This is a genomic window from Limnothrix sp. FACHB-1083 (genome assembly GCF_014696485.1).
Lineage (GTDB): Bacteria > Cyanobacteriota > Cyanobacteriia > CACIAM-69d > CACIAM-69d > CACIAM-69d.
This window is the reverse complement of sequence record NZ_JACJQD010000008.1, coordinates 102,124-125,151: the sequence shown is the minus strand read 5'-3', so window position 1 is coordinate 125,151 and position 23,028 is coordinate 102,124. Positions and strand designations below refer to the sequence as shown.

Here is a 23,028-nt window from a genome sequence, read left to right as displayed (position 1 = left end):
CCGGATAGGCTGTATACATTCGAGCCTGGAGCCACCCATCATGGACATCGCTAAAACCGCTCGCAAGATTCACCGTGCGTTGATTCAGTGCCCAACCCTTGAGGGACAACCAACCCCGGATGCACTGGCTAATTTCGCCCTTACCCACGCCATCGCGATCGAATCCGCTATTGATCGTCTCTTGGCTGAACCCAGTGCGGCCGAGGGTAAGCCCGCCATCCCCTGTACCGTTCACCGTGCAATGCGACACCTTGATCCGGTGGATCCTGACACATGGCCAGAGCACGGTGAGGATTGCCTGTACGCGATTTACGACCCGCTTTCGGAACCTGAAGACTTACCGACTTGGAAGATAGACCGCGGCCGCTGGCATAGCGACGATAAGCGCTGGTTTGGGATGCTGGGCGGCGGGGCTGCTACTGCTTTCATGCTTCGATCCGTTTACTGGTGCGCGGCTGAGTGGATGACGGCTGAAGAGTTTCAATCCGCGCTGGAATTGACCAACCCGTAATCCCCACCGGGCCGCCATGCCCGGTTTCAATTCACCCATGTCCAACACATCCCGCCCGCGAGCATAAAAAAAGGGAGGGGTTTTGCCCCTCCCGCGCCAGAGCGCAGTCTATTGTCTTGTCTATGATTTCCGCTAACAGCGTAACACTATTCAAACTACAACCGCAAGGATATTTGAGATAAAATTTTAGGCAGTTAAAAACGGGCCCGCACAGCCCGCTTGAATATGGCCACTTTACTAGCCGAACGAATTGAAACCGAACTCCTGGATGCCCCGATCACAGTTTACCGGCTGATGGGCAAACAGCCGGGAGTTTCTGCTTTTTGGTTCCGCGTCCCTGGAGCCAAGACCAAACCCCTTTTCCGAATCAGGACGGTCAATCGCCCCCGTGGCACGTTTGACCCGATCTCGATCACCGAAGTTCTACTCCTTTGGGCGCAAGACCCCACGAAAGCGGCTTTGATCGCGCACCTCAATGCAGTGGCCGCTGCTGATGACGTTCCCGCCGACATCGTGCTAGACCGGCTGCTGTCTCGGAAATTGGGGGTTCGATTCAGGGTTGACCTATCCCAACTGCTACCAGATCAGCGGGCGTTTTTCCGTGAGCTACAGGCAACCTATGGAGACGCGGTGGCCGTCAACTACTACCTCACCAAACTCCAATATCGGCGGCTCCCGTCAAAATTCAGCGACTCCAAACGCCCCCAAGCTCTAATCAAGCGGATCGCCCCACCCCCGATGCGTTTCCCGGCATCCGAGTATCAAAAACTGATTGCCGCTGCCGGCAAAATCAAGGCTCAAACTTTTGAGTCTGGCAACACGAAAGTTCCCCTTGAGGAATTTCTGTCCTGCTGTGTGAAGGCGATCACAGAACAGCGCCCGTTTTGCGCGTTAGATCACCCACATAAGACTCGAATCAGCGAACGCTACCGCCGTTGGGTGAGTTCAGGTCGTTGGGATTGGGCCTGCGAAATCGCGGGGATGCGAGCTTAAAAAAGCCGGGCCATGATGGCCCGGCTTTTTTAAAACCCCAATTCCTTCAGCAGTCCGGGTAGGTCTTTTCGTAACCCGGCCGCAATTGCAGCCAACGTGGTCAAAGGGACTGATTCGGCGTTTAGGGTTTCGATTCTGGTTAGGTTGACCTCTGTGAGGTGCAGCCCAGACTCAGCGGCCCGCTCGCAAACCACACGGCGCGGGGTAAATTCACGGATTCGGGCCAGACGGCGGCCGCGCTCTGGCGACCAGGCAAGGGCATGTACTTGATCGAGTTTGATTCGGGTCATGGTGGGTGACGGGGATAGAGCCAACATATTTTTGATCGGATTAGATTTAGCGGGGCTGATAGCCAACAGCGATTCGTTAGCCAGTTCACCTTACCGGGACTGGGGGCTGCTTGTCTAGTTTAACTATTGCTCCTTTTATAGTTTGGCTATAAAATTAAATTCATCGGGAATCAAGAAAAGCTCTTGACATTCCGATGGATACAAACTATATTGGATTCATCGAGTTCGAGATTCACCCATGACCACCGCAGTCTTCAACCCCGTTGCTCAACAGTTCTACCCCGCTGATCCGATTGAGTTGACCGACCTTCAGGCTGAGTTGATTGAGGCGATTGAGTCCCTGGAAAAGATTGACCTTCATCCTGGATGGGAGGGGGGCAATGTCGCTTCGGTTGCGGCCGAACTGAATCGGATTCAGTCAGTGCTGGATCAAGGTTCGTATGAGTTGCTTGATCTCGGATACAGCTACCCGGCTTTGTACAAGGAGATTCGCTCGCATCTCGAACCGATTGAGATCACGGACGTTGACCCTGATGGGCGGGTGATCGTGGTGGGCTATCAAGACCCGTATTTCGAGTCTGATTCCGAATCTGATTCCGAATCTGAATTTGACGAGTTCTAAACCTTATCGCCCCGGTTCAACCGGGGTTTGGAGATTGATCATGGGATTCTTTTGGGGCAAACACTTCGACCATTCATCTGATGTTCGCGACATTGATGGCAAAGACACCGTTCTTTACACGCTGGAAGATGGCGCACACGCCATGGGGACTAAGGAGCGGCTGTCGTTCAACTGGACGCGCCCCGATGGCAAGCCGTCTAAGTACGCCAAAGACGACAAGCAACGCGCCGAATGCGTCGATGAAATGACCAAGCGCTGGGAAGAAGACCGGCAACACCTGTAAACCCCTATCGCCCCGGTTCAACCGGGGTTCAAGCCATGTTCGACAAGCACCGCACGAAAGATGGGCATGAAATCCTGATTGCCCAGATGTCTGACTCTCACCTAACGAACACGATTCGGATGCTGTGCGCTCGACTAAAGCAAGCGCGACTCTACACCGAACAGCCTCAGTCGATCCTCTATGAGGCGCTGGGCGTTTCTCCTGAAGGCTGGAATCGGGATGATGCACTCGATGTGATCCGCTGGGTTCACGAAAAGCTGCCTGCCTACGTCACAGAAGCCACGTTGCGAGGTTTGGTTGTGACCGACCACTTGCAAGACGCTTATGGGCGGATCACTCAAATCCAGCCACCTCAATTCCCGCGCCCGGCTGGTCAGCTTAAAGGGTTGCTTAATCCTTACAGCACCGATGGGCTTGAGGATGCCGACTTTGATGAACCCTAGGAGAACACCATGGCCACCGCCATTTTTTGGAATCTCATCACCTGGATCGATGCGACCGATACGATCCGCAAAACCACCGCCGACACCACCGGCCGCCCTTTGAGTCGAGATGAAGCGGAATCGTTTATCGAACACGGGGGGCGTGTTGATCGCGTTGAGTTTGGATTCCTGTAACAAAAAAGGGCTGGCAAAAAACCAGCCCCCATCTATCGAGTTCGGAGACGACCACCCAAGGCCATACACCGATTGTGGATATTTTAACGCCATGAAGCATTACGAAGCCCGAATCGAGTACACCATCACCGACACCGAAGGCGTGATCGAATGGACTCAAAAATCAACTGCCTACTTTCATGACCGCCAAAACCCGCCCGATGATCGGGATATTCGCCGCGTGATAGCCCAACAAGAGCCGGACGGAATTGAGGGGCATTTTGCTTACGTGGTCACAGAAGTCCGCAAGCCGTGGTGGAAGCGCTAACCACACAAGCCGGGTAAAGCCCGGTTTTTTCATGTCCAAATTCCATATTTTGACTATTGACGTTTTTATAGTTGAAGTATTAAAATAATTACATCGAACATCACCCCGCGATGGGGGTTGAACTGATGGCTTTGAATGGATTAATTGCTCCTGTTGACGGTATTTTTCTCCCTGGATCAGGCCCGTTCGCGACTCGATTTAATTGCGCTTCCGGCTACTTGGCCTTGGATGAACGCAGTTTTATTGCCTCTGAAGGCAAGGTCGTGATCCTGCATTACGATGACCACTTTGGGAATCTCGGCAAAACGGAACGCGAGTTTTGGACTCGGATTGTGTTTATCCCGACCGCTGCATTGGTGGCAGATTCCAAGGGCAAAATCCCTGCCAACACGGTCTGCGAAGCGTTTTTGAAAGGCAAGAGCCGGACGGTGTTTCAGCAGGCGGCCGTCATCGCCACCCAAAAGTTCAAGAAAGGATTGGCTCAACTGATTTGCGAGTTCAAGTCCGTGGCTGAAAAGAACGAAAAGGGTAACTACGCATCGTTTGCCTTTGAGTTTTCGGAGCCTGAAAAGTCCGATGCGTCCTTCATGAGTGAGGTTCTGGCGTTTGCTCAAAGCGTCGATCCTGACGCGGTGCAATCGTTCAAGGCTCCGGGCTTGATTCCGTTGGACAGTATCCCCTCGGATGAACTGGCCCTGTTGAAATCCCATCACGCCAGTGCCGTCACGTCCGAACCGATGGCGCAACTGCCCGCCCTGAACGCCGCCTAATCCACCTTGCCCGGGCCGGTCATCACCGGCCCGTTTTTGTCATGAAAACGGTGACAAGCATCTCGGGTGGACGATCTAGTGCATACATGGCGCTGCATTATCCAACCGATTATTACGTGTTTGCAGTGGTCTTAACTGATCATCAACCGTCAACGCCAAAAGACCCAGGGCTGTTGCGCGAATGTCGGTCTAGAATCCCTCACTTCACCGCCTCCCATGAAGCGGATTTGACCTTGCTCAATGTGCTGCGGTTAGAGCAAGAAATCGGACAAGAAATTAAATGGGTTGCGGCTGAATATTCACTGGATCAGTTCATTTTGGGTGCGACCCAAAACCCTGGATATCGAGCGGGCGCGGTGATGCTGCCCAATTCACGCACTCGATTTTGTACTGTTGAGCAAAAGCTAAAGCCAATGTTTTGGCATTGCTTTAACAACGTCTATGACGGGGAACCGATGTTGATGAATATCGGATTTCGCTGGGATGAGCCAGATCGAGTAGATGGGTGGACGTGCGACAAAGATAAATTCGATTACCCGTCTTCATGCATCATCAAAACCCGCCGCCAACAGTATCGAAACATTGAATGGAGGATTGGCAACTTCCCTTTATACCAAGACCGAATCACCCGTGATCAAGTCAATCGATTCTGGGTGCAAAAAGGTTGGCAGTTTCCCGAGATTTCTAACTGTCGATTCTGTTTCCATCATCGCCCAATCGAGCAGCAGCGCCAGGCGGAATTGGAGCCTGCAAATCTTCAGTGGTGGCTTGATATGGAGCGAGTGACTGGCAACCGATTTGGCAAACACTCATTGCAAGACATCATCTCTCAGGCACTTCTAGACGTTTTCGACCACAAGCCCTGTCATTGCACGGATTAATCATGACTACCCTCGCAATCCCCAAGATCACACCCCTTGAGTTTTCAGGTGGCAAGGGGCAACCTTACCTCACCCCCATGGGTGCATTGCCATCGGTCACGACCATCCTGCGCGAGACCGCTTCGGAAGAGACTCGGATGAAGTTGGCAAAGTGGGCCAAGTCCAAGCGGTCGGGCATCGATCCCGCCGAACGGGGCACAATGGTTCACAGCGCCATCGAGGCCCTGTTGAAAGGTGAACCCGCACAATTGCCCCAATCCCTTTGGGGGTTCTATGAATCAGTGTTGCCCATCCTGAAAGGCATCACCCATGTGGCATCCGAGATTTGCTGCTACCACCCTGACGGATACGCGGGCCGCGCTGACTGCCTGGCCCTGGTGGATGGTGAGCTAACCCTGCTTGACTGGAAAACCACAACCAAGCCGTTTTTGCACGGGTCGGTTGATGAGTATCTGGATGAAATCCAGAATTGGGACAATCGGATTGCAGAAGCTCGACAGCAAGAGCGCGATCACGTCCTGTCAGCGGCGGCCGCGGCCAGGCTGATTCGCAAAATCCAGGGGCATCGCTCGCGGGTCACGTCTGACCTGGAGCGACGCACCGACTACCTGATGCAGTTGGCCGCATACGCCCGCGCTCTCGAACACACCTACGGGTTGGCTATTGACCGGGCGCAAATTGTGCTAATTCTGCCCGACCAGCCCGCGATGGTTGTGATGATGAAACACGGCTCGATTCGGTTGATGTTCGAGCAATTCCGTGAGCGGTTAGACAGCTACGCAATCCAGGCGCTCCGAAAAGGGGGTGACTCCCATGAATGAAATCGACATTGATTTGGATCAAATCGAGTTCGCCGTGAGGTTTATCCGTCGCGTTTGTCAAGACCCCAAAATAGCTGCTGAATCGCGGGCGGCCGCGCTGAAATCGGCAGATGAAATCCAAAAGCTTGCGAACGGATTGCGAGCGTCAATGACCTTTGGGGGTCTGTGATGAAATACAAGGAATGGATTCGCCCAGCAGTTGTCAATCCCTTATCCCGGGCCAAAGTATACGGCGCTGACGCGAGGGGAATTGATGTGATTCCGAAGTCCGATCCTCGCCGGGTAGACCCGAAAAACCCAAAGATTGGATCCCGTGTTTTTCGAGCTTTTTCGGAAGCCGAAAGAATCTGGCTAACCAATCAACACGGCGCTCAATATTTTGACCAGTGGAAAGGTGTTTTGCTGTCCATCATTGACGGAGCTGGAACGTCTAAATATTGCGTTGTCAAATGCGACAACGGCACAATTCGCGAGATGAGATCAACTGGAATGAAATACGAGGTGAGTTGTGATGTTGATTGAATTGATTGCCGGTTGGGTGATCGCAAATATGCGCGGCCCTCAAAATCAAGACTTGGTTCCTTGGGGTGAAATCGAAGGGGTTTACGATCAGTCACGCGAAGTATTTTTTGACAATTACCAAATCGGATTCTTCCAATCCGTCCGCTGGGCATATTGGCGGCTGATTGATCATGCGATGCTTGGCTGGTCATGGATGGCAAACCTTGAAGACGATGGAGTGGAATCATGACCCTGATCAATCTTTTTTGGGGCTGGGTTTATGCCAATGTCCATGGACTTCAAAACCAAGATTTTGTCCCATGGGGGGATCGTCAATTCGCCTACGACTATGCCGGTTGTCGATCAATCAATCGGGATGGGGCCAGCTTCCCCGAATTGGTTCGTTGGGTGGTTTGCTGCATGAAAGAACACGCGATCACGGGCTGGCATTATGCGGCCGTGATCGAGATTGCTGAGAATTGGGAGGATGGAACGCATCTCATCTAATCCGCCCAAACCGATGGTGAGCCATCCCGATTCCGAGACCCGCAACTGATCGAATCGCCAATCCTTGCCCAAGCCCGGCCGTTCACGAACACGGTCGGGCTTCCGTTTGCCTGGGTTCCTGAGTGGCAATCGGTGCAACAGTGAACAGCCCACCCATCTTCCACACGCACCGCGCCCAACCCCTCAGCGAACACATCCTCAGACCATGACGCGGGCGGCCGTGGCGGCCAGCATCCGTGCCCGGTGCAAAGGTCAGTCTCTCTCACGACACGGGGCATTTGCGGTTCATCCTCATATAATTAAAAGGTCATGGAATTGATTTCTTGGATCCCGCCCTGTGCGGGATTTTTGTTGCCTATCCCCAATCGATTTGCTCATCACGGGCTTCGGCGGCGGATGGCTCCGATGGGTTGAAGTCGATGCGTGGGGCCCTGATGGTCACGTTCTCCCCAGCGATCATCACCGTCCCCTCAGACCGGATCGACACGTGAGCGCCATCGCCCTTGACCGTCAGGGACAGGTGGTGTGACTCGGAATCGTAGACCACGGCTGATCCATCGGGGAACACCACGTAATGTTTGTGCCCATCGGTCTTATCCCCTGTCGGCTTGATCGCGTCCGGCTCCTGTGGCGGCGGCTCTGCCTCAGTCCAGAGCGCACCCAACCAGACACCACGCTCACCCGCTTCATCGATAGCGGCCGCTCCGAATGTGCCGATCGATGGCAGCGCGTATGATTGGCGACGGTCGGCCCCCTGTCCAGTCACGAGGCATGGCAGCCAGGGCGAAACGACACCATCTCTATCGGCTTGGGTGATCCGCACACGGCAAAGTTTGGGGTCGATCTCACTCACCACGCCATAGGCCAGTGTGGTGCGACCGGCTTCAGGACTGGCTGCTCTCTGCTGGGTTTTGGTCTTAGGCACTTGACAGATCGGGTAGGGGATGCCACCATCTTAGCTGTACCCCTTGGCGGGGGTTGCACAGCACCCGTAAGGCGTTATCGCATCCATCCCTCAGATTGCCGTTAGGCGTTAAATATTCCGAACCGCGTCCCGCTCTCTCCAGTGGGACGCGGTTCTGCTTTGGGCTATCATGTCAACAGCACGGTAGAGCAGCCAGGTAGCTCGTGAGACCCATAGCCCCGTATAGTGAACAACTTTAGGGTAGGGCCGCAAGGCGATGGTTCGATTCCATCCCGTGCCATTCATTACCCATCCGTATCGAACCGTCCAGCATCCAACGGCTTGGCCCCTGACCCCAACCGTCGCTCGCATCGAAAGTTAGTCTTCCATCCCGAACGCCCCTCAACTGAATGGCGGCATTCCTGGATCAGGTAGTTGCCCGACAACCTGCCAACACCCAACAACTCAAACATCACACCCGCCTGAATCCGAGGATCGCCAATCACGTCAATTTGCCACTCGACTTCATTGGCATTGGCCCGCCGTAGTTTTTCCTTCGCGACCCGCTTGGCCTCATCATCAGACCCGACCGGCTCCGAAATTTTGAGTACGTTGGCGGTCTTCTTCTCCCCTTCAGGCGGTTTGGACTTGTCGGGCTTGGCCGTATCCCCCTCAGACGGCTCCGATTTCTCCCCGCTCACCTCAGACGCTTTCACCGTCGCCCTGAATGTCTTGCCCGATTGCGGGTCGGTGTAGGTCAACTCTGCTGAATCGTATTTCTCAGTGCTGGTGCGTTTCCAAGTGGCGTTGGTCAACTCGGATCGGTTAAGGGTGAATGCGGCCGGCTGGGAATCCAGATCCTCCAAATCCCAGAAGACAATGAATTTCGCGTCCTGAACCTTCATGATCAGCCCATGCTTCTCTGAAATCCGTTTCAGAAATTCCAGGGGCGTTTCATCCTTCTGCGATACCCGATCAATCACCACGGGCTTGACCTTGCCTTTCAGCTCCAATCCCGTGCGCTTGGCCACGTCAGCGGCAATTTTGTCGAGCGTGGTCTTTTCGTATTCCTTCGATCCTTTGGTATTGGCCGGTTGGGTGATCGGCGTGGATTTGCAGGACAGCCTTAAGGACTCCCCTGATGTGGCCGATATCGTGCCAGTCGGCTCATCCAACTCGTACCGCGTGACCGGCAGGGAGCCTCCGCCCTCGTAGCCAATGGAGCACTCCAGGGAAGCACCCAAGGGCGGGAACCAATCATTCAGGAATCGCCCCGCCACCAACCATGCGTCCGGGTCGTAGAGGTCAACGTCTAGCGTGTCTGACTCACCTTCTACCGATGCGCTGACTTCCAGGCGGGTGCATAGCGCTGCAATGTCTTCGGTGATGTCGCGGCCTTGCATCACCAGCTTGAACCAGACTTTGGGGGCTAGGGAGTCTACAGCCATGGCGGTTTGATCGAAGTCGTTACGGGTTCGGGTTCGGGTAACTCAGGGATGATCAGGGTCAGTCCCCTTGGAAGGATCGCCGGGGGCAATGGCAGCAGCGACGGGTTGGCCCGCGCCAACACATGAAGCCGATCGGATGACCCATAGGCCGCATGGGCGATTAGGTCAAGCCGATCACCGTCTCGGGTGGTGTAGGTGCGGTATCGGGTCATGGGGGTGGGGGTGGGGTGATGCTCCCATCGTGCCATCGGGGGATGGATCGCGCGGGTTAACCGTGCGTCCGGTTTCGCTTGTGAGCTGACGTATTATTTAAAAGCGAAGCCGCCTAGGAATCGGAAGTTCCCAAGCGGCAATGATTCAGCCCGTAGGAGGGGCGTGAACCATGTTTACTATACCTTTCGGTTGTCGAGAAATCCGGGCAATTGACGCGCCCGATGGGACTTGGTTCGTTGCTAAAGATGTGTGTGCGGCTCTAGGGCTGGACAACACGTCTCAGTCCTTGTCTCGACTAGAGAAATGGATGAAGGGCAAAGAGCGCGTTGCTGGCATTGCGGGGGGCCCTCAAAAAACCAATGTCATCAACACCGCCGGACTCAAGAAGCTGATCACCACCAGCCGCAGCCCCAAAGCCCAAGACCTTGCCTATGCGCTTGGGATCGACGTGGCTTATGCCCCACCCAAGGAAGCTGAGTGCATTCGCATCATCGCGGCCGCGCTAGCCGATCAAACGCCCATTCACCAATTCCCCATCCTCTCCTACCGGATTGATCTGTATTTCCCGCGCGGTCGGGTGGCTGTGGAGTGCGACGAAAACGGACACCGGGGCAAGCACCGCGCGGATGCGGTTCGTCAGCGGGAAATCACCGAAGCGCTGCACTGCTCATTCATCCGATTCAACCCCGATGCTCATGACTTCAACGTTGGGCGGGTAATTCACGACATTCGAGAGGCGCTGTTCTTCCCGTACTAAACCCCACAATCGACAGGCACAGGCCAGCTCATCACGGGCTGGCTTTTTTGTGGCCAGACCCTGCGAGATTTGCAGGTAATACCGAGGGGCGATGTCGGTAATACCGAGGTCATCACCCCCCTACTCTGCCACCCAAGACCGAATCATCAGGGTTAACCCGACCCCAAACCCTCATAAATCCGTTCGAGGCAGAGGGGTAAACAAGGGTGTATCCACCATCCCATAAGGATTCTAGGCTCTCATAGCCACCCATCGCCACCCATTAACAACCATTGGATACGCTCTGAAACCCTTACCCCACATACCTTTCAGTGCCCCTATATATATCTGTAACCACTAAAAGAAGGAAATGCGTATAAAGGGATTTTTTTGGAATTTTGGGCAGGTGTCTCTGTATTCCTTATTGGGTGGGCATTTCAGCCTCTACCCTTCCTAAGAATCTGGAATAGGGCTTGAAATTTTAGGCAGATAAGCAAAACCTTTCAGGATTATCAGTTTGTCTTATCTGCCTAAAATTTTGGCATCTGCCTATGACCCCATGGAAAGGTAGGGGCTGGAATGTATGTAGGGCAAGAGTTTCAGCGACACCTGCCTAAAATTTTGGAAATTTTGCTGATGAGCCAAATCGACCCTCAAGTGGTTACAGACTCTTGAACGAAACCCAAAAGTCTTGTGGGGTAAGGGCTTGAGACTGTACCTGTCGCCTGTTGCCCTGCATTGTCGATGGCTATAAAAAGCTGAAAGTACCGCCACTCCGTTGATACACCCCTGTTGGGCGGCAAAAATTAGCGGCCATCGTCGTTAACCGTCACCCCATTGGGACTGGTGCGATGGTGAGGGGGTTGGCTCATCCGTCACCCCATGCCGATCATCGCCACGCCATCCACGCCCTACCCTGCGATTACCGCCCAATACCAATCGGCTCGGTTGCAGCGGTTGGGCAATGCCACCAACCAAGGCGACACCCTTGGCCAAGTCCTGACGGATTTGGATGAGTTAGCCCAAAGCATCCGAATCATCCTGACCACGCCCAAAGGGAGTGACCCGTTGCGTCCCGAGTTCGCGACGGATATTTACCGACTGATTGACCGCCCGTTGGCAGAAGTGCGGTTGTTGCTGGTGAGGGAATGCGTGAACGCGCTCCGAAACTTTGAACCCAGGATTTCCCTTGATCGGGTGGAAATCCTGGGTTCGATTGACCGGGCCGATATCCCGGTTGATTCGGTCTATGCGGTTGTCCACTGGTCGCCAGTAAATTCATCTATCAGTGCGGCCACGGCAGTGTCCCTGGCATAAAAAAACCGGCGCAAGGCCGGCGGGAAAAATCAGGGGAGATGCACTTTCGACAGCTCGTAAATCGCTCGGAACAGATCAGAGGGTGGGCGGGTAGCGAGCCACGCGATCAAGTCTCTCAATTTCGCCACTTGATCGGGGGGCCAGTCAATCGGTTCGTTCTCTCTCTCTTTCGTGAGCATGATGCCTTCGACTCTAGCCACAAATATCTATTATGACTCGTTTTGAGTTCTGGTGACTTCATGAATAATTCTGAGCTGTTGATCAAAGGGGAGAGACCGGATCTGACTCACCAGCGTCTCGACGATGCGCCCATGGGCGTTTTTGATGTCATCGAGCGATAACCGTCCGGCCAAATAAGTGTCGATCAAATCCACCGGCAGGTCTAATGCCACGGCCAGCAAGGCCGCATGGCGAGAGGTCGGAGCCGTTTCGCCTTTGCGAATTTGATAAAACGACGCGCGATTGATTCTCATGGCCTCAGCAGCACCTACTTGATTGCCATAGACCTCAAGTAGGTAGTCCATCGCGTCCCAAAACCTTGAATCGTAATCCGTCATTACGTTTCCCCTGATTTTTAAAGAAAAGCTTGCCGTTCCCTAACAAGTTTTGATAAGATAACGGCAAGACCAGTATAGCGGTTTTATTGTCCTATGCTTCCTGTTACCTGTCTAGCAGCGCTGCAAAAGCGGTTGATTTCGGACTCTCGTACTTGGGGACGGCTCAAAAAAAGAGCCGCCGCCGAGGGTAAGACTCCCTCTCTTTGGATCGCGGATCGTGTGTGGCACTCTTCCGATTCCGGCACTCTCTCGGATCGGGTCGCCTCCGTTGATTTCGCTCACTTCATCGCATCCATCTAGAGAGGGACACAACCATGGCGACTGCTACTTTCAAAGTTTTCACCCGTACAACCCCTTGCCCGATCTGCGGTGCAACATCCGAGTGCCGTGAGGCTACCGACCGCAATGATGGCCGCCGTCAAGTTCACTGCCGTGGGAACGCTCAAGCCCCGTCCGGTTGGGGGCATGTTGGCGAGGATTCCCACGGGTTTCAAATTTTCCTTAACCAGTGGGATTCAAAGCCATCCCAGCGCGACCCGGAAGAAATCGCTCGGATGCAGGCGGAACGGGAAGCCGCAACGCGGGCCCATCTCGATTCATTGGTTCCGTTAGCCGATCGGCACAAGGTCTACTTCAGCCCCAAGCTTCTATCCGCTCAAGCGCTGACCACTGCCCATCGTTCCGAACTGATTCGGCGCGGCTGGTCTGAGGCGATGGTGGATTATTTTGAGTCCCTTGGGTGGCTCCGGTCTTGGAAGGTGGGAACGCCTTATCAGAATCACCCCAAGAACCTGGCTGGTTTTGGCCGCAACCGTGCCACCGGCAACGATGGATTGGCGATCAGTGCTGTGGTCAAGGGCAAGATTGCAGGGTTTCAGGTCAAGCCCGACGAATCCGTTGAGGGCCGTAAGTATGTGTGGATTTCCCGCAACGAAAACGCCGGACTGAAAGAGTTTGGCGGCGAATTACCCCTATTTTTATGGCGGCATCCTGAGACCGAGGGGAACGCGATCACCCATGTGGAAGTCTCCGAAGGGGCGCTCAAATCAGCGACCATTGCCCAGCGGGTTTGGGCTGAAGGCAAAATCGATTGGCTGGTAATCGGCGCGGGTGGCTCCAATTGGGCCTCTGCCGAAACTCAATGGGTCAATCTGTTGCAGCACTTGCCTGCTAATGCGACCATCACCCTCTCCCCTGATTCAGGCGCGATCAAAAATCCCCACGTTTCACGGCAGATGAGCAAGTTGGCTGACCTGCTGGCTTCCCACGGCCGGGCGTTGACGGTTCGGTGGTGGGGCCAATTTGCCAAGGTCAGTGGCGACGACCCTGACGAGGTCGGGATTGATGAATTTTTAAAGGCTCCCATCCTGACTTGGGAGCAATACACCGCCGTTTCGGATGAGGCTGATCCCGTCAAGGGCAAGTCGCTTTTATGGGATGCGCCTATCTCCCATCAGGGCCAATTGGGCCGGTGGGTTGTGGACAAAACCGAACTCGCTCGGATGAAGGCGGCCGGCGAGTGGGCAGAAGGGATGGAACCACCCAAGCGGTTTCGCCCCAATGCCAACTTTGACTTTCAGGTTGAGGCTGAAATCGAAGCCGACCCTGGCCAGTACGGTGCGGGGTTGCGGCTTCGATTTCAGCGTGAAGGCGAGGATGTGAGCCGGGTCGTGACCTTGCCCGCCGAATCCTCGAACGATGCCCGGTCGATTTACGCCACACTGACTCGCGGCGCGGGCCGCTGGTTCGCGTCTACCTTGACCACCCAAGAGTGGCAAGGTCTACTCGCTAACCGTCAGATTGAGTATCGGGAGCGCGGCGGCCAGCTCTATCGAATGGTGAGCGGTATCGGTCGCCAGTCCGATGGGTCTTGGGTCTTTCCGGGTGGCATCGAATACACCGTTGATGGCCAATTCCGTGAGCGCTCGAAATGGGTTTATACGAATGAGTTTCGGTTAAACGAGGCGGGTGAGACCACTTCCCTCAAAGAGCCGTCCATTGCCAAGCCGTCTGACACCGCCATCCCTGACTGGATCAATGGACTGGCTGGCTACTTTGGCCCTACAGGATTCGCCCAAGCCCTGTTCTTGGGTGGGTTCGTAGCCGCCGGGGTGCATTTCGACACGATTCAAGAGCAGGAAGGATTTTTTCCGATCCTGAACGCGATTGGGTCGGCTGGTGTTTCCAAGTCCGTGACTGCTGAGGCTGCGTTGGCCCTGGTAGGACAGCAGGATTGCGGCATGATTGCCAGGGCCTCGGTTCCCCAGATTTACACCGAAGGCGACCGCCGCCACGGGTTGGCCTTCTGCCTAGATGACCCGGATCGGAATGATCCGAATGTTGACGAACTGCTGAAAGGCTGGTTTAACGCACTGACCCGATCCGTCACGGGCAAGACCCAGAAGCCACACTCACCAATCATGGCCACGTCCAATCACGCCATCGGTGAATCGCACCCCGCCGCGTTGAGCCGGATCCTTCAGGTTCCCTTTCCGAAAGAGCCGGTCAATGGTGATGGATGGGATGCGATGCGCGAAGCCCTAATCGGTGCATCCGGCGGATTGGGGCAAATTATCGCTCTTGGCTACCCGAAAGCCGCAATCTCCGAATACGCGAACACTTTGCGGGGTAAGTTGCCCGACGCTCACTCTCGGGTTGCCCATAACCTGGCCCTGGTGGGCTGGTACGCCAAAGCTTTATGCCGCTTGGGTGGGGCTGATGAGTTAGTTATCGATGCCTACATCGACAACACCCTCATCCCCCTCTATAACGATGCTGACAAAGCAGGCGACCCGTTGCGACTGTTCATCTCCCAACTATCAGCCCTGAAGTCCAATGACCGGGTTGGCCGTTGGAATGCCACACCCCACACCACTAAGGATGGCCAAAAATGGTTGGCCGTGAATATGGCATCGGTCTGGCCCGAGATCGAGGATCGCTTCAACCCGGTTTACAGCCGGGAAACCATCACCCAGGCGATTGAGCAAGCCGGTGGCTCACGGCGCGGGACGGCTCGCTTCCATGAATCCCGCGACGCATCTCTCCACTACCGTCGCAAAACTCAGGACGGTGATGCCACGGTCAAGGTGGGCACGGTTCCGGGGCGTTGTGTCCTACTTCCCCTCGAACTGGCCAAGTCTCTCGCCTCAGACGTTGAGTTGAGCGCACCCAACCAAAGCACCGAAACCGAAGAGTCTGAACCCGTCACGACTGAACCCGTTGCGGCTGAATCCGTTCAATCTGAACCCGTCACGCCTGAACCTCAATCCATTTTCCCCATCCCCCTCAACAGCCCCGTGGTGGCCGTGATCCAGGGAGCAAGGCTTTATCAGACCTTGATCGCGTGGTCTCCCGATCTATCGTTTGCCTGCGTTCAATCCTCTTCAGGTGTTCAGACCTGGGTAGCAAGGGGATGCGTAGTGCCTTTCGCTGATGAGTGATTTTGTAGTCAGAGTATTGACGCTTCATACTCTGACTGTTAATCTGACAATACTTGAACTATAAAACCTCATCACCATGGCGACATTCTCAATCCTCAAGCCCATCTTTCGATATCCAGGCGGAAAATCCCGCGAGGCGGGGAATCTGGTCAAAATCCTGGGCATCCCCTCCGGCTATTTCGTTGACCTGTTTGGCGGTGGTGGCTCTCTATCCCTGGCTGCTTTTTCGGGTGGTGGAAGGGTTTGGATCAACGATCTCCACACGGGCCCGTTTTGGGTCTCTGCCGTATCCAATCACGTTCAACTGCTGTCCCTCTGTGAGTATTGGTTGCGCCAGCTCGATTCAGGGGTTCCGGTGGCGGCGATCTTATCCGCGCTGGAACGCCCAGAGTCAGACCCGGTTATTGAAGGGGCCCGCCTTTGGGTTCGGAACCGTCTAACCGTTGGTGGTGTGATCGATGGGGCCGGCCCGTCTGACGGATCCCGGTTCAACCAAAACGCAATCAATCGGCTGCGTTCTGCTTTGGGTGCGATCCACGTTGACCGGGCCCGGTTTAACGCTAGCCAGCAGGACTATGCGGATGTGTTGCCTCACCTGACGGCACGGGACGCGCTATTCCTCGACCCGCCCTATGAAAATGCGGCCAAGTCCAGACTCTATGGATTCCGTGGTGAGCTGCATACGGCCTATCGCCATGAGCAGCTACGCACCCATCTTGATCGTGTGCCGTGCCGATGGCTGATGACGGTTGAAAACACCGATCAAACCCGGACGCTGTTTGCCGATTTTTATCAACGCCCTTGGGTCAAAACCTACGGGATGGCAGGTGGCATCAGCGGCTCACGATCCAAGGGATCCGAATTGTTGGTAGCCAATTTCGACTTGACGGGGGTGGCACTGTGATGACCGGATTGCTTTTTACCCCCCAAGTCGAGACGGTCGCCAACCGCTGGCAACCCCTGAACGCTGCCTCGTCAATCCCGGTCGCCATCCGCCCCCAAGCGTTTGAGCTGCGGGATTACCAGAAAGCTCTGATCACGGGCATCTATCGCTCATGGGAGCAACACCGCCGCGTAATGGCCCAACTCCCCACAGCCGGGGGTAAGACGATCCTCTTCGCAGGCATCGTGAACGAATTCGTTAGTCGGGGTGAGGGCGTGTTGGTTCTGGCCCACCGGACTGAACTAATCCGTCAGGCTCACGGCAAAATCTTTGACGCTCTTGGCCGCCGTGTTGGGGTCGGGATGATCAAGTCAGGCATCCACCCAAGCCCGTTAGCCCCGGTGCAAGTGGCCTCGGTTCAGACCTTGGCCAAGCGGGCTAAGCCCGCGGCCGGGTTGGTCATTATTGATGAAGCGCATCACGCCAGCGCCAAAACGTACCGGGATATTTTGAGCCATTACCCCAGCGCCTTTGTCTTGGGAGTCACGGCCACCCCATGCCGCACTGATGGCAGTGGGTTCGATGACCTTTTCGATGTGCTGGTTTGCGGCCCGTCCGTTGCGGAAATGCTGGCACGGGGCTATCTGTGTCCCGTTCGGGTACTGGCTCCTGATCCGTCCGCTCGGATTGACATGAAGGGAGCCAGGTCTCGCAAAGGTGGCGACTACTTAGAAGGCGAGTTGACTGAGCGCGTCGATAAGGTTTTGGGGGAAGTAGTCCCGACCTGGCAAGAGTACGCCAATGGGAAGTCAACCCTCGTATTTGTGCCCTCAATCGAATCAGGCGAAAGCGTCCTGAAGGAATACCGTGATGCGGGAATTGGGGCGGAATTGCTAACAGGAAAGACGGGCGAAAAAGATCGGGAAAATATGATTTCTCGATTCACGAAACGCGCCTATCCCGTGTTAATTAATGTTGGGGTTCTCACGGAAGGAACCGATATTCCCATTGTGGAAGCAATCCAATGTCTACGCCCAACCGTGAGCCTTGCCCTGTGGTTGCAGATTATTGGACGGGCAATGCGATTGCACCCGGACAAGGTTGATTCAATCTTGATTGACCATACCGAAAACTGGCTAAATCACGGACTCCCTGAACAGGAGCGAATCTGGACACTCAAGGGTATCGAAACCTTTGAGGCAAAGGAAAAGCGAGAACGCAAAGAGCGCGAAGAAAAAGTGCGCGATGAATTTGTCCAGGCTGAATTAGATTTGGGGATTCTCAAGTTTGTCGATGTGTCCACGGATCGGGGTGCAAGGATTGCGCTATCCCTCGCATCATGGGTGGGAACCTGCAACAAGCGTGGGTACAAGAGGATGTGGGTTGCCTACCGCTTTGAAGAATTTTTCCCTGATGCATCCCTTGAAGAGTGTGGGTTATTGCGCCGGGTTCTCGGGTATAAGCACGGCTGGGAGAAGCATTTTAAAGCCAAGCTTGAAGAGAAAGAGCTGCAATCAAAATTCGCGGTCGGCTCCCCTCAGTATCAGACTATTGATGTTTCGGCGGTGGCGTAAATGTGGAGCTTCCCTGATAAGCACATCAAGTCCTGTCGAAAGGACTGGCGTTGCGACGGTTGCGGAATCCGCCTACCTGTCGGTAGCGAGCTTTTCAAGATGAGTGGAATCGGAGACGGCGGCTTCTCTGAGGACGTTCTTTGTCCTGAATGCTATCGGTATTTCCGCGAAAACATCGAAGAGTTTTGGGATGAAGACGAGAGAGTTTATTCGTATTACCGTGGCGAAATTGGAGAACGCCGAAAGGAGTCTGATGCAATCTCGTAGCCCTCCCGTCTATTCCCTTCCTGTCTTCATCCATTTCACCCAATAGTGCCATGCATTCCATTGTTCGAGACCGCGAAATTGCCGACCTTCAAAAACGCATTGATGAGCTGACGTTTGCGCTCAACAAATCCGACTCGATTCGAGTTAGCTATGCGCGATTGCTAGAGTGCGCCCGTGACGGATTGGCGGTGGCATCTCGCCTAACCGACGATGATCGGGTACTCGAATCAGCCAAGATTCTCGAAGACTTTTTTAGGGGTGAATCATGAGGGTAAAAATCTACGGGCAATGCATTAATCTCTCGGAAGCGAGCGGGTCAATTCTGGTTACAAAAATTGGCTACGGAGTGTCTGGCAATCCGTCAGAAAATGCCGTGAAGTTAGCGGGTGCAATCTGCCAAGATTTCGACAATTTTTTCGATTACTACGAACGCGAAACCGCCCACGCAATCTATGCTGAAGTCCTTTCCGTCGTCTACGGCCGCAAAATGGGTTGATAAATACGTCGCCGCCGACCTTCTGAACGCCCGACCCGAAACCTTGGCACGATGGCGCAACCCAAATTCTCCAATTTACAAGGGCTGGATTGAAGGGGTTCATTGGCGGGCTGGGGTGAGTAGGACAGCGGCGGCTGAATACAACTTAACCGCTCTCAATCACTGGAGAAATCACGACCCAAATGCCCATCAGGCTTGGGTGCTGGCCTATCAATCAAGCAAGTCGATTAGCTCAGGATTGCCAACTAAATCGGCGTAATAGGTAAAGAGCGTTTTCACTGAATGCCCCATGGAATTGGCAATTTCCACGGGGCTTTTTCCGTGCTGAAGTAGGTGGGAAATTAATGTTTTCCGAGTCACGTAAGGACGGCGGTAGGGAATGTCCAATGCTGTGAACGGTTTGCGCCAATACCAATTTAGTTGGCTGGCCGTCCAGGCTCTCCCTTGCGGATCGGGGAAAACCGGGTCAATTTTGCCGCGAGCCTTCCGATATTCTGCTAACCACTTCTGAAGGGATGGCGGCAACGTAATTAATCGGGGCTTGCGATTTTTCACAGATTTTCGCACCCGTCCCACGACCGCTTCTCCGATCCAAACCTGTCGGCAATCATCGGAAACATGCCGCCACAGCAGCCCAATCACTTCCCCTGTGCGGCAACCCGTCCCAATCTGAAACCGGAAAAATCCAGCGGCGGGGCTTTGATGCTCATCAAGCCAATTAGCGATTAAGCGAATCTCTTCTAGGCTGAACGGCTTGGGCGGTTGCGGTGCAATCCCCCTCACATCTTTGACCACCCAAGGGACGGATCCCACCAAACCCTGTTCAACTCCCCAGCGCCAAACAGTGGCCAGCGATTCAATCCGGTGGCGTACCGTAATCAAAGCCAGTCGACCGCCCATTGACCGAATCAGCTTCGCACCGTCATCCCGAGTGAGTTGTCTGCTGTCTGTTTCAGCCAACCCCGCCCGATCCAAATCAGCCAAGATTGCCTGGTACTTTTTGAGGCTACCTGGGTCAAGTCGATCCTTCTGTGATTTGCAATATCGCTCGATTAGGGCCCGGGCCGTCAACACCCCACCCGAGTGCTGCAATCCAATCCCGTATTTTGCCAATGTGGGGTCAAAATTTCCCGTCTTCAAATCCCCTTCGATCCTGGCTGCAATCGATCTGGCCACCGCCCAATCAACCGGGGTATTCCCTAACCCCAACGCCGGACGGTGTTGCTTGCCCTGGTGGCGAAACCTTAGATGCAACCGGCCGCGCTGTTCCCAAACTGTCACACTGCCTTTCGTCGCCATGATGCTCAAAAAATGCTCAATCAGCATCAGGATATCCCCAAATATCCACAAGTTACGACAGGAAAGTGGAGGGGTTAAATTCCTGAAAGCCCTTGAAATCATTGGCTTTGGGTGGATGAGAGCGTCAAACTCCCGGCGTATTAAACACCCCATCCCAATATTCCGGGGGCGGGCAATCCAGATACTGGGTTGCCCGTTCTATATGGAGTTTCACGGAATGATCATGGGGCCGCAGTTGTTGGGCGGCGGCAAAATGCACCATGGCTTTGTGGAAATGGAAGCGGTTAAAGGCTTCTTTGCCCAGTTCGTATTGCTCCAGGAAGGTTTCATCTTCAAAGGAGAGGGGACGGGCGCGATCGCCAATCAGTTCAAAGATGCGAATTGGTTTGGTGCGGCCTTTCACCCGTACCCGATCGAGTTCGCGCACCCAGAGCCGATCGGCACAGCGCTCGTAGGTGGCTTCGCTGAGGATGATGTCACAGCCATATTCTTTGGTTAGCCCTTCCAGGCGGGAGCTGACGTTCACGGCATCCCCGATCGCGGTGTAGTCCATGCGCCGTCGGGAACCGATGTTGCCCACAATCACTTCGCCGGAGCTGATGCCGATGCCAACCCGAAGGGGCGGTCGATCAGTGGCCACCAAGGCTCGGTTAAACACTTTCAGGCGATCGCGCATATCCAAAGCCGTCAGCACCGCTAGCCAGGCGTGATCCTCTTCGAGGGGCAACGGCGCACCAAAGACCGCCATCAGCGCATCGCCAATGAACTTATCGAGCGTTCCCTTGCGATCGAAAATGGCCTCCACCATGGTTTCAAAATATTGATTCAGCAGGGCCACCACCTCCGTGGCATCCAGGGCCTCGGCCAAGCTGGTGTAGCCCCGGATATCGCAAAACAGGATCGTCACATCCTTGCGCTCACCGGTCAGCATGTCTGCCCCCAGTTCCACGGCCCGTTCGGCCACTTCGGGGGTCATGTAGCGAGACATGGTGGCTTTGAGTCGTTGTTCGCGGCTGATGTCTTCTAACACCACCAAACCGCCCCGCACTTTGCCATCCAAATCCGTCAGGGGATTCACGGCTAGGTTGACGTTGCGATCGAACAGTTGCATATCATCGGGATTCAGATACTCCAGCGGGCGGGCCGGATCGTTCCATAGCCGCACTTGATTGTTGCCCTGGGGCACAACCCAGACGGTTCCCTCTTGGGGGCTGAAGTAGCGCCCGACCCGCAGGGCCTGCTCAGGAACCCGATGGCGTGCGCCAGTGCTGAGGCTGTCTTTCAAGCGCGTTTCCAAGGACTCGATCGGGATAATTTCCCACACGGGCCGTTTCAGGAGTTGCTGTTCCCAAATGGTTTGGATGCTGCGGCGGCCCGCCATCCCATCCCGCCGTACCGGACAACCCAGCAGTTCCAAGGCGGCTTCGTTGATTGTCACCACTCGCCCTTGCAGGTCGGTGGAAATTACGCCATTGGACAGGCTGCGCAGGATGTCTTTTTGGTACTGCTGTTCCGTGAGTACGCTGTCAAAGAGACGGGCGTTTTCCAGGGCAATGCCGGCCTGGGTGTTAAAGGCCCGCATGAAGGCTTCATCGGAAGCGGTGAAGTTGCCCTGTTTGCGGTTGAGCAGTTGACTCACGCCAATCAGTTGCCCCGAGGGGTCAAAGATCGGCAAGCAGAGGGCATTGCGAGTGTTCAGGCCATGGGGGCGATCGAGCAGGGCATCAAAATCTTCGTGGGAAGGGGCATAGCTCAGGTTCAGGGGCTGTCCCTTGCGCACCACATGGCCCACCAAACCCCGATCGCTCGACACCTCCAACGATCGCCCGTCTGCAAAGGTGGTGCGCAGCCGGCCCGTGTCCCGATCGAGCCGGTACAGCGTGCCATATTCCGCCTGCATAAAGTCGCGGGCTTCCGCCATCACCGCCTGCAAAACCCGATCCAACTCCAGGCCCGTTTGGGCAAACAGGGTGGTGACCTTCAGCAGCGCCGCCACCCCGCGTTGGTTGCGAGCCGCCTGATAAAAAGATTGGCAACTTTCCAGAATGATCCCGATCGATTCTGCAAATTCCCGAAAGCGGGCCTCATCTTCGCGGTCAAAGGCCGGCGCAGTGGTTTTGTTCAGCAGTTGCACCACGGCCACCACGGCCCCATCGGTGCTGCGGATGGGCATACAGAGCAAGGCCTCCGTGGGGCGATCGCCCAGACCATCAAAGGCCAGCTCAAACCCCGCCGCCTGCTGCACATTGGCCATGTTCACCACTTCACCCGTGGCAGCCGATCGGCCCGTAATGCCCACGTTCAGCGGAATCCGAATTTCATCGGACTCAGGCACTTGATCGCCATTGGGCCGGGCCCAGAGTTCCGCGCGATCGGGATCCAGCAGAAAAATGGTGGTGCGTTCCGCCTGCAAAATCAGCCCAATTTTGAGGGTCAAGGCATCGAGAATTTGCTCCAAGATGCTTTCGAGCGCCGCATTATTGACCAAATCAAAGGCGCGCAAAAACTGCTGAAACTCCGCTGTGATGAAGTCCAGGAGGCAAACAAATTCCGCAACCGGAAGATCCTGAACCCGTTGGGTGAGCAAGCCCACCCGATCGGGTCGCGTTAACGATGCCAAAAAACTGCCAGTGCCAGCAAAAGTCATGACGATGGCGCAACCCAAAGGAGCAGAGGCGCAAACACAAAACGGAACCAATCAAATCAAGAATTCAGCCTAACCGCAAAGGGCCAGCTCCCCACCCAACGCCCCTTTGCAACCCACTTTATTGTTAGACCGAGGAGGAATAAT

At 55.0% G+C, this 23,028-nt stretch carries 26 protein-coding genes, 1 tRNA gene and 1 pseudogene; 19 read left to right on the top strand and 9 right to left on the bottom strand.

Going from position 1 to position 23,028, the window contains the following annotated elements; genetic code table 11:
- Nucleotides 1–40 precede the first annotated feature (40 nt).
- Both H6F46_RS11880 and H6F46_RS11875 read left to right on the top strand, forming a co-directional pair.
- Entirely contained in the window at nucleotides 41–511 is a 471-nt protein-coding gene (locus H6F46_RS11880; RefSeq protein ID WP_190354936.1) for a hypothetical protein, read from the top strand.
- Nucleotides 512–736: 225 nt separating this feature from the next.
- The gene (locus tag H6F46_RS11875; protein ID WP_190354937.1) at nucleotides 737–1,504 is read left to right on the top strand and encodes a hypothetical protein; all 768 of its coding nucleotides are present in this window, start codon (nucleotides 737–739) and stop codon (nucleotides 1,502–1,504) included.
- 29 nt (nucleotides 1,505–1,533) lie between these two features.
- On the opposite strand, the gene H6F46_RS11870 is transcribed toward H6F46_RS11875, so the two are convergent.
- Nucleotides 1,534–1,794 (bottom strand): hypothetical protein, encoded by a 261-nt coding sequence (locus H6F46_RS11870; RefSeq protein WP_190354938.1) that lies wholly within the window; start codon nucleotides 1,792–1,794, stop codon nucleotides 1,534–1,536.
- Between the two features lie 238 nt (nucleotides 1,795–2,032).
- Here H6F46_RS11870 and H6F46_RS11865 point away from each other — a divergent pair, with 238 nt between their 5' ends.
- The 11 genes from H6F46_RS11865 to H6F46_RS11815 all read left to right on the top strand — a co-directional run bounded on the left by H6F46_RS11865 (nucleotide 2,033) and on the right by H6F46_RS11815 (nucleotide 7,103).
- Entirely contained in the window at nucleotides 2,033–2,416 is a 384-nt protein-coding gene (locus H6F46_RS11865; RefSeq protein WP_190354939.1) for a hypothetical protein, read from the top strand.
- Between the two features lie 40 nt (nucleotides 2,417–2,456).
- Complete coding sequence (locus H6F46_RS11860; protein ID WP_190354940.1) at nucleotides 2,457–2,699, top strand: hypothetical protein; 243 nt, start codon at nucleotides 2,457–2,459, stop codon at nucleotides 2,697–2,699.
- 35 nt (nucleotides 2,700–2,734) lie between these two features.
- The gene (locus H6F46_RS11855) at nucleotides 2,735–3,142 is read left to right on the top strand and encodes a hypothetical protein (RefSeq protein ID WP_190354941.1); all 408 of its coding nucleotides are present in this window, start codon (nucleotides 2,735–2,737) and stop codon (nucleotides 3,140–3,142) included.
- Between the two features lie 9 nt (nucleotides 3,143–3,151).
- Nucleotides 3,152–3,316 (top strand): hypothetical protein, encoded by a 165-nt coding sequence (locus tag H6F46_RS11850; protein WP_190354942.1) that lies wholly within the window; start codon nucleotides 3,152–3,154, stop codon nucleotides 3,314–3,316.
- Nucleotides 3,317–3,407: 91 nt separating this feature from the next.
- Nucleotides 3,408–3,623, top strand: a complete 216-nt coding sequence (locus tag H6F46_RS11845; RefSeq protein ID WP_190354943.1) for a hypothetical protein — start codon at nucleotides 3,408–3,410, stop codon at nucleotides 3,621–3,623.
- Between the two features lie 224 nt (nucleotides 3,624–3,847).
- Complete coding sequence (locus H6F46_RS11840; protein ID WP_190354944.1) at nucleotides 3,848–4,393, top strand: hypothetical protein; 546 nt, start codon at nucleotides 3,848–3,850, stop codon at nucleotides 4,391–4,393.
- An 86-nt stretch (nucleotides 4,394–4,479) separates the two neighbouring features.
- Nucleotides 4,480–5,274, top strand: a complete 795-nt coding sequence (locus tag H6F46_RS11835; RefSeq protein ID WP_190405004.1) for a hypothetical protein — start codon at nucleotides 4,480–4,482, stop codon at nucleotides 5,272–5,274.
- Between the two features lie 2 nt (nucleotides 5,275–5,276).
- Nucleotides 5,277–6,095, top strand: a complete 819-nt coding sequence (locus H6F46_RS11830) for a hypothetical protein (protein WP_190354946.1) — start codon at nucleotides 5,277–5,279, stop codon at nucleotides 6,093–6,095.
- A 168-nt stretch (nucleotides 6,096–6,263) separates the two neighbouring features.
- Nucleotides 6,264–6,617 carry a hypothetical protein gene (locus H6F46_RS11825; protein WP_190354947.1) on the top strand — a complete coding sequence of 118 codons (354 nt, stop codon included), beginning with the start codon at nucleotides 6,264–6,266 and terminating at the stop codon, nucleotides 6,615–6,617.
- A complete protein-coding gene (locus H6F46_RS11820; protein WP_190354948.1) occupies nucleotides 6,607–6,846 on the top strand; it encodes a hypothetical protein in 240 nt (79 codons plus the stop codon). Before H6F46_RS11825 ends, H6F46_RS11820 begins: the two co-directional genes overlap by 11 nt.
- Nucleotides 6,843–7,103 (top strand): hypothetical protein, encoded by a 261-nt coding sequence (locus H6F46_RS11815; RefSeq protein WP_190354949.1) that lies wholly within the window; start codon nucleotides 6,843–6,845, stop codon nucleotides 7,101–7,103. The genes H6F46_RS11820 and H6F46_RS11815 overlap by 4 nt, the downstream gene beginning before the upstream one ends.
- Here H6F46_RS11815 and H6F46_RS19870 read toward each other — a convergent pair.
- Nucleotides 7,100–7,381 carry a PAAR domain-containing protein gene (locus H6F46_RS19870; RefSeq protein WP_190354950.1) on the bottom strand — a complete coding sequence of 94 codons (282 nt, stop codon included), beginning with the start codon at nucleotides 7,379–7,381 and terminating at the stop codon, nucleotides 7,100–7,102. The two genes, H6F46_RS11815 and H6F46_RS19870, sit on opposite strands and share 4 nt — an antisense overlap.
- Before the next feature lie 77 nt (nucleotides 7,382–7,458).
- Nucleotides 7,459–7,767 carry a hypothetical protein gene (locus H6F46_RS19350; RefSeq protein WP_242027918.1) on the bottom strand — a complete coding sequence of 103 codons (309 nt, stop codon included), beginning with the start codon at nucleotides 7,765–7,767 and terminating at the stop codon, nucleotides 7,459–7,461.
- A gap of 439 nt (nucleotides 7,768–8,206) precedes the next feature.
- On the opposite strand from H6F46_RS19350, the gene H6F46_RS11800 reads away from it, so the two are divergent.
- A tRNA-OTHER gene (locus H6F46_RS11800) sits at nucleotides 8,207–8,308 on the top strand.
- A 4-nt stretch (nucleotides 8,309–8,312) separates the two neighbouring features.
- Here the strand turns inward: H6F46_RS11800 and H6F46_RS11795 are convergent.
- Both H6F46_RS11795 and H6F46_RS11790 read right to left on the bottom strand, forming a co-directional pair.
- Nucleotides 8,313–9,455 (bottom strand): phage late control D family protein, encoded by a 1,143-nt coding sequence (locus H6F46_RS11795; RefSeq protein WP_190354952.1) that lies wholly within the window; start codon nucleotides 9,453–9,455, stop codon nucleotides 8,313–8,315.
- A complete protein-coding gene (locus H6F46_RS11790) occupies nucleotides 9,446–9,703 on the bottom strand; it encodes a tail protein X (RefSeq protein WP_199291528.1) in 258 nt (85 codons plus the stop codon). Before H6F46_RS11790 ends, H6F46_RS11795 begins: the two co-directional genes overlap by 10 nt.
- Before the next feature lie 134 nt (nucleotides 9,704–9,837).
- On the opposite strand from H6F46_RS11790, the gene H6F46_RS11785 reads away from it, so the two are divergent.
- Both H6F46_RS11785 and H6F46_RS11780 read left to right on the top strand, forming a co-directional pair.
- Entirely contained in the window at nucleotides 9,838–10,425 is a 588-nt protein-coding gene (locus H6F46_RS11785) for a BRO family protein (RefSeq protein WP_190354953.1), read from the top strand.
- Nucleotides 10,426–11,286: 861 nt separating this feature from the next.
- Complete coding sequence (locus H6F46_RS11780) at nucleotides 11,287–11,721, top strand: GPW/gp25 family protein (protein ID WP_190354954.1); 435 nt, start codon at nucleotides 11,287–11,289, stop codon at nucleotides 11,719–11,721.
- A 209-nt stretch (nucleotides 11,722–11,930) separates the two neighbouring features.
- Here the strand turns inward: H6F46_RS11780 and H6F46_RS11775 are convergent, their stop codons facing one another.
- Nucleotides 11,931–12,245: a hypothetical protein gene (locus tag H6F46_RS11775; RefSeq protein WP_190354955.1), complete on the bottom strand. Its 315-nt coding sequence runs from the start codon at nucleotides 12,243–12,245 to the stop codon at nucleotides 11,931–11,933.
- A gap of 347 nt (nucleotides 12,246–12,592) precedes the next feature.
- Here H6F46_RS11775 and H6F46_RS11770 point away from each other — a divergent pair, with 347 nt between their 5' ends.
- The 3 genes from H6F46_RS11770 (at nucleotide 12,593) to H6F46_RS11760 (ending at nucleotide 18,175) form a co-directional block, all read left to right on the top strand.
- Complete coding sequence (locus H6F46_RS11770) at nucleotides 12,593–15,718, top strand: hypothetical protein (protein WP_190354956.1); 3,126 nt, start codon at nucleotides 12,593–12,595, stop codon at nucleotides 15,716–15,718.
- Nucleotides 15,719–15,794: 76 nt separating this feature from the next.
- Entirely contained in the window at nucleotides 15,795–16,622 is an 828-nt protein-coding gene (locus H6F46_RS11765) for a DNA adenine methylase (protein ID WP_190354957.1), read from the top strand.
- Nucleotides 16,622–18,175 (top strand): DEAD/DEAH box helicase, encoded by a 1,554-nt coding sequence (locus H6F46_RS11760; protein WP_190354958.1) that lies wholly within the window; start codon nucleotides 16,622–16,624, stop codon nucleotides 18,173–18,175. Before H6F46_RS11765 ends, H6F46_RS11760 begins: the two co-directional genes overlap by 1 nt.
- 973 nt (nucleotides 18,176–19,148) lie before the next feature.
- Here the strand turns inward: H6F46_RS11760 and H6F46_RS19345 are convergent.
- From H6F46_RS19345 to H6F46_RS11745, 3 genes and pseudogenes are all read right to left on the bottom strand, one after another.
- The gene (locus tag H6F46_RS19345) at nucleotides 19,149–19,838 is read right to left on the bottom strand and encodes a tyrosine-type recombinase/integrase (RefSeq protein WP_242027917.1); all 690 of its coding nucleotides are present in this window, start codon (nucleotides 19,836–19,838) and stop codon (nucleotides 19,149–19,151) included.
- Between the two features lie 222 nt (nucleotides 19,839–20,060).
- Nucleotides 20,061–20,237: pseudogene (locus H6F46_RS19865) on the bottom strand (Arm DNA-binding domain-containing protein); the annotation flags it as partial.
- Nucleotides 20,238–20,361: 124 nt separating this feature from the next.
- Entirely contained in the window at nucleotides 20,362–22,884 is a 2,523-nt protein-coding gene (locus H6F46_RS11745; RefSeq protein ID WP_190354960.1) for a GAF domain-containing protein, read from the bottom strand.
- Nucleotides 22,885–23,028 lie beyond the last annotated feature (144 nt).

Excerpts from the sequence above, each read along its gene's own strand:
- H6F46_RS11880 (WP_190354936.1), top strand. The coding sequence starts at position 41 with ATGGACATCGCTAAAACCGCTCGCAAGATTCACCGTGCGTTGATTCAG.
- H6F46_RS11875 (WP_190354937.1), top strand. The coding sequence starts at position 737 with ATGGCCACTTTACTAGCCGAACGAATTGAAACCGAACTCCTGGATGCC.
- H6F46_RS11870 (WP_190354938.1), bottom strand. The coding sequence starts at position 1,794 with ATGACCCGAATCAAACTCGATCAAGTACATGCCCTTGCCTGGTCGCCA.
- H6F46_RS11865 (WP_190354939.1), top strand. The coding sequence starts at position 2,033 with ATGACCACCGCAGTCTTCAACCCCGTTGCTCAACAGTTCTACCCCGCT.
- H6F46_RS11860 (WP_190354940.1), top strand. The coding sequence starts at position 2,457 with ATGGGATTCTTTTGGGGCAAACACTTCGACCATTCATCTGATGTTCGC.
- H6F46_RS11855 (WP_190354941.1), top strand. The coding sequence starts at position 2,735 with ATGTTCGACAAGCACCGCACGAAAGATGGGCATGAAATCCTGATTGCC.
- H6F46_RS11850 (WP_190354942.1), top strand. The coding sequence starts at position 3,152 with ATGGCCACCGCCATTTTTTGGAATCTCATCACCTGGATCGATGCGACC.
- H6F46_RS11845 (WP_190354943.1), top strand. The coding sequence starts at position 3,408 with ATGAAGCATTACGAAGCCCGAATCGAGTACACCATCACCGACACCGAA.
- H6F46_RS11835 (WP_190405004.1), top strand. The coding sequence starts at position 4,480 with ATGGCGCTGCATTATCCAACCGATTATTACGTGTTTGCAGTGGTCTTA.
- H6F46_RS11830 (WP_190354946.1), top strand. The coding sequence starts at position 5,277 with ATGACTACCCTCGCAATCCCCAAGATCACACCCCTTGAGTTTTCAGGT.
- H6F46_RS11825 (WP_190354947.1), top strand. The coding sequence starts at position 6,264 with ATGAAATACAAGGAATGGATTCGCCCAGCAGTTGTCAATCCCTTATCC.
- H6F46_RS11820 (WP_190354948.1), top strand. The coding sequence starts at position 6,607 with ATGTTGATTGAATTGATTGCCGGTTGGGTGATCGCAAATATGCGCGGC.
- H6F46_RS11815 (WP_190354949.1), top strand. The coding sequence starts at position 6,843 with ATGACCCTGATCAATCTTTTTTGGGGCTGGGTTTATGCCAATGTCCAT.
- H6F46_RS19870 (WP_190354950.1), bottom strand. The coding sequence starts at position 7,381 with ATGCCCCGTGTCGTGAGAGAGACTGACCTTTGCACCGGGCACGGATGC.
- H6F46_RS11795 (WP_190354952.1), bottom strand. The coding sequence starts at position 9,455 with ATGGCTGTAGACTCCCTAGCCCCCAAAGTCTGGTTCAAGCTGGTGATG.
- H6F46_RS11790 (WP_199291528.1), bottom strand. The coding sequence starts at position 9,703 with ATGGCACGATGGGAGCATCACCCCACCCCCACCCCCATGACCCGATAC.
- H6F46_RS11785 (WP_190354953.1), top strand. The coding sequence starts at position 9,838 with ATGTTTACTATACCTTTCGGTTGTCGAGAAATCCGGGCAATTGACGCG.
- H6F46_RS11780 (WP_190354954.1), top strand. The coding sequence starts at position 11,287 with ATGCCGATCATCGCCACGCCATCCACGCCCTACCCTGCGATTACCGCC.
- H6F46_RS11775 (WP_190354955.1), bottom strand. The coding sequence starts at position 12,245 with ATGGACTACCTACTTGAGGTCTATGGCAATCAAGTAGGTGCTGCTGAG.
- H6F46_RS11770 (WP_190354956.1), top strand. The coding sequence starts at position 12,593 with ATGGCGACTGCTACTTTCAAAGTTTTCACCCGTACAACCCCTTGCCCG.
- H6F46_RS11765 (WP_190354957.1), top strand. The coding sequence starts at position 15,795 with ATGGCGACATTCTCAATCCTCAAGCCCATCTTTCGATATCCAGGCGGA.
- H6F46_RS11760 (WP_190354958.1), top strand. The coding sequence starts at position 16,622 with ATGACCGGATTGCTTTTTACCCCCCAAGTCGAGACGGTCGCCAACCGC.
- H6F46_RS19345 (WP_242027917.1), bottom strand. The coding sequence starts at position 19,838 with ATGGGCGGTCGACTGGCTTTGATTACGGTACGCCACCGGATTGAATCG.
- H6F46_RS11745 (WP_190354960.1), bottom strand. The coding sequence starts at position 22,884 with ATGACTTTTGCTGGCACTGGCAGTTTTTTGGCATCGTTAACGCGACCC.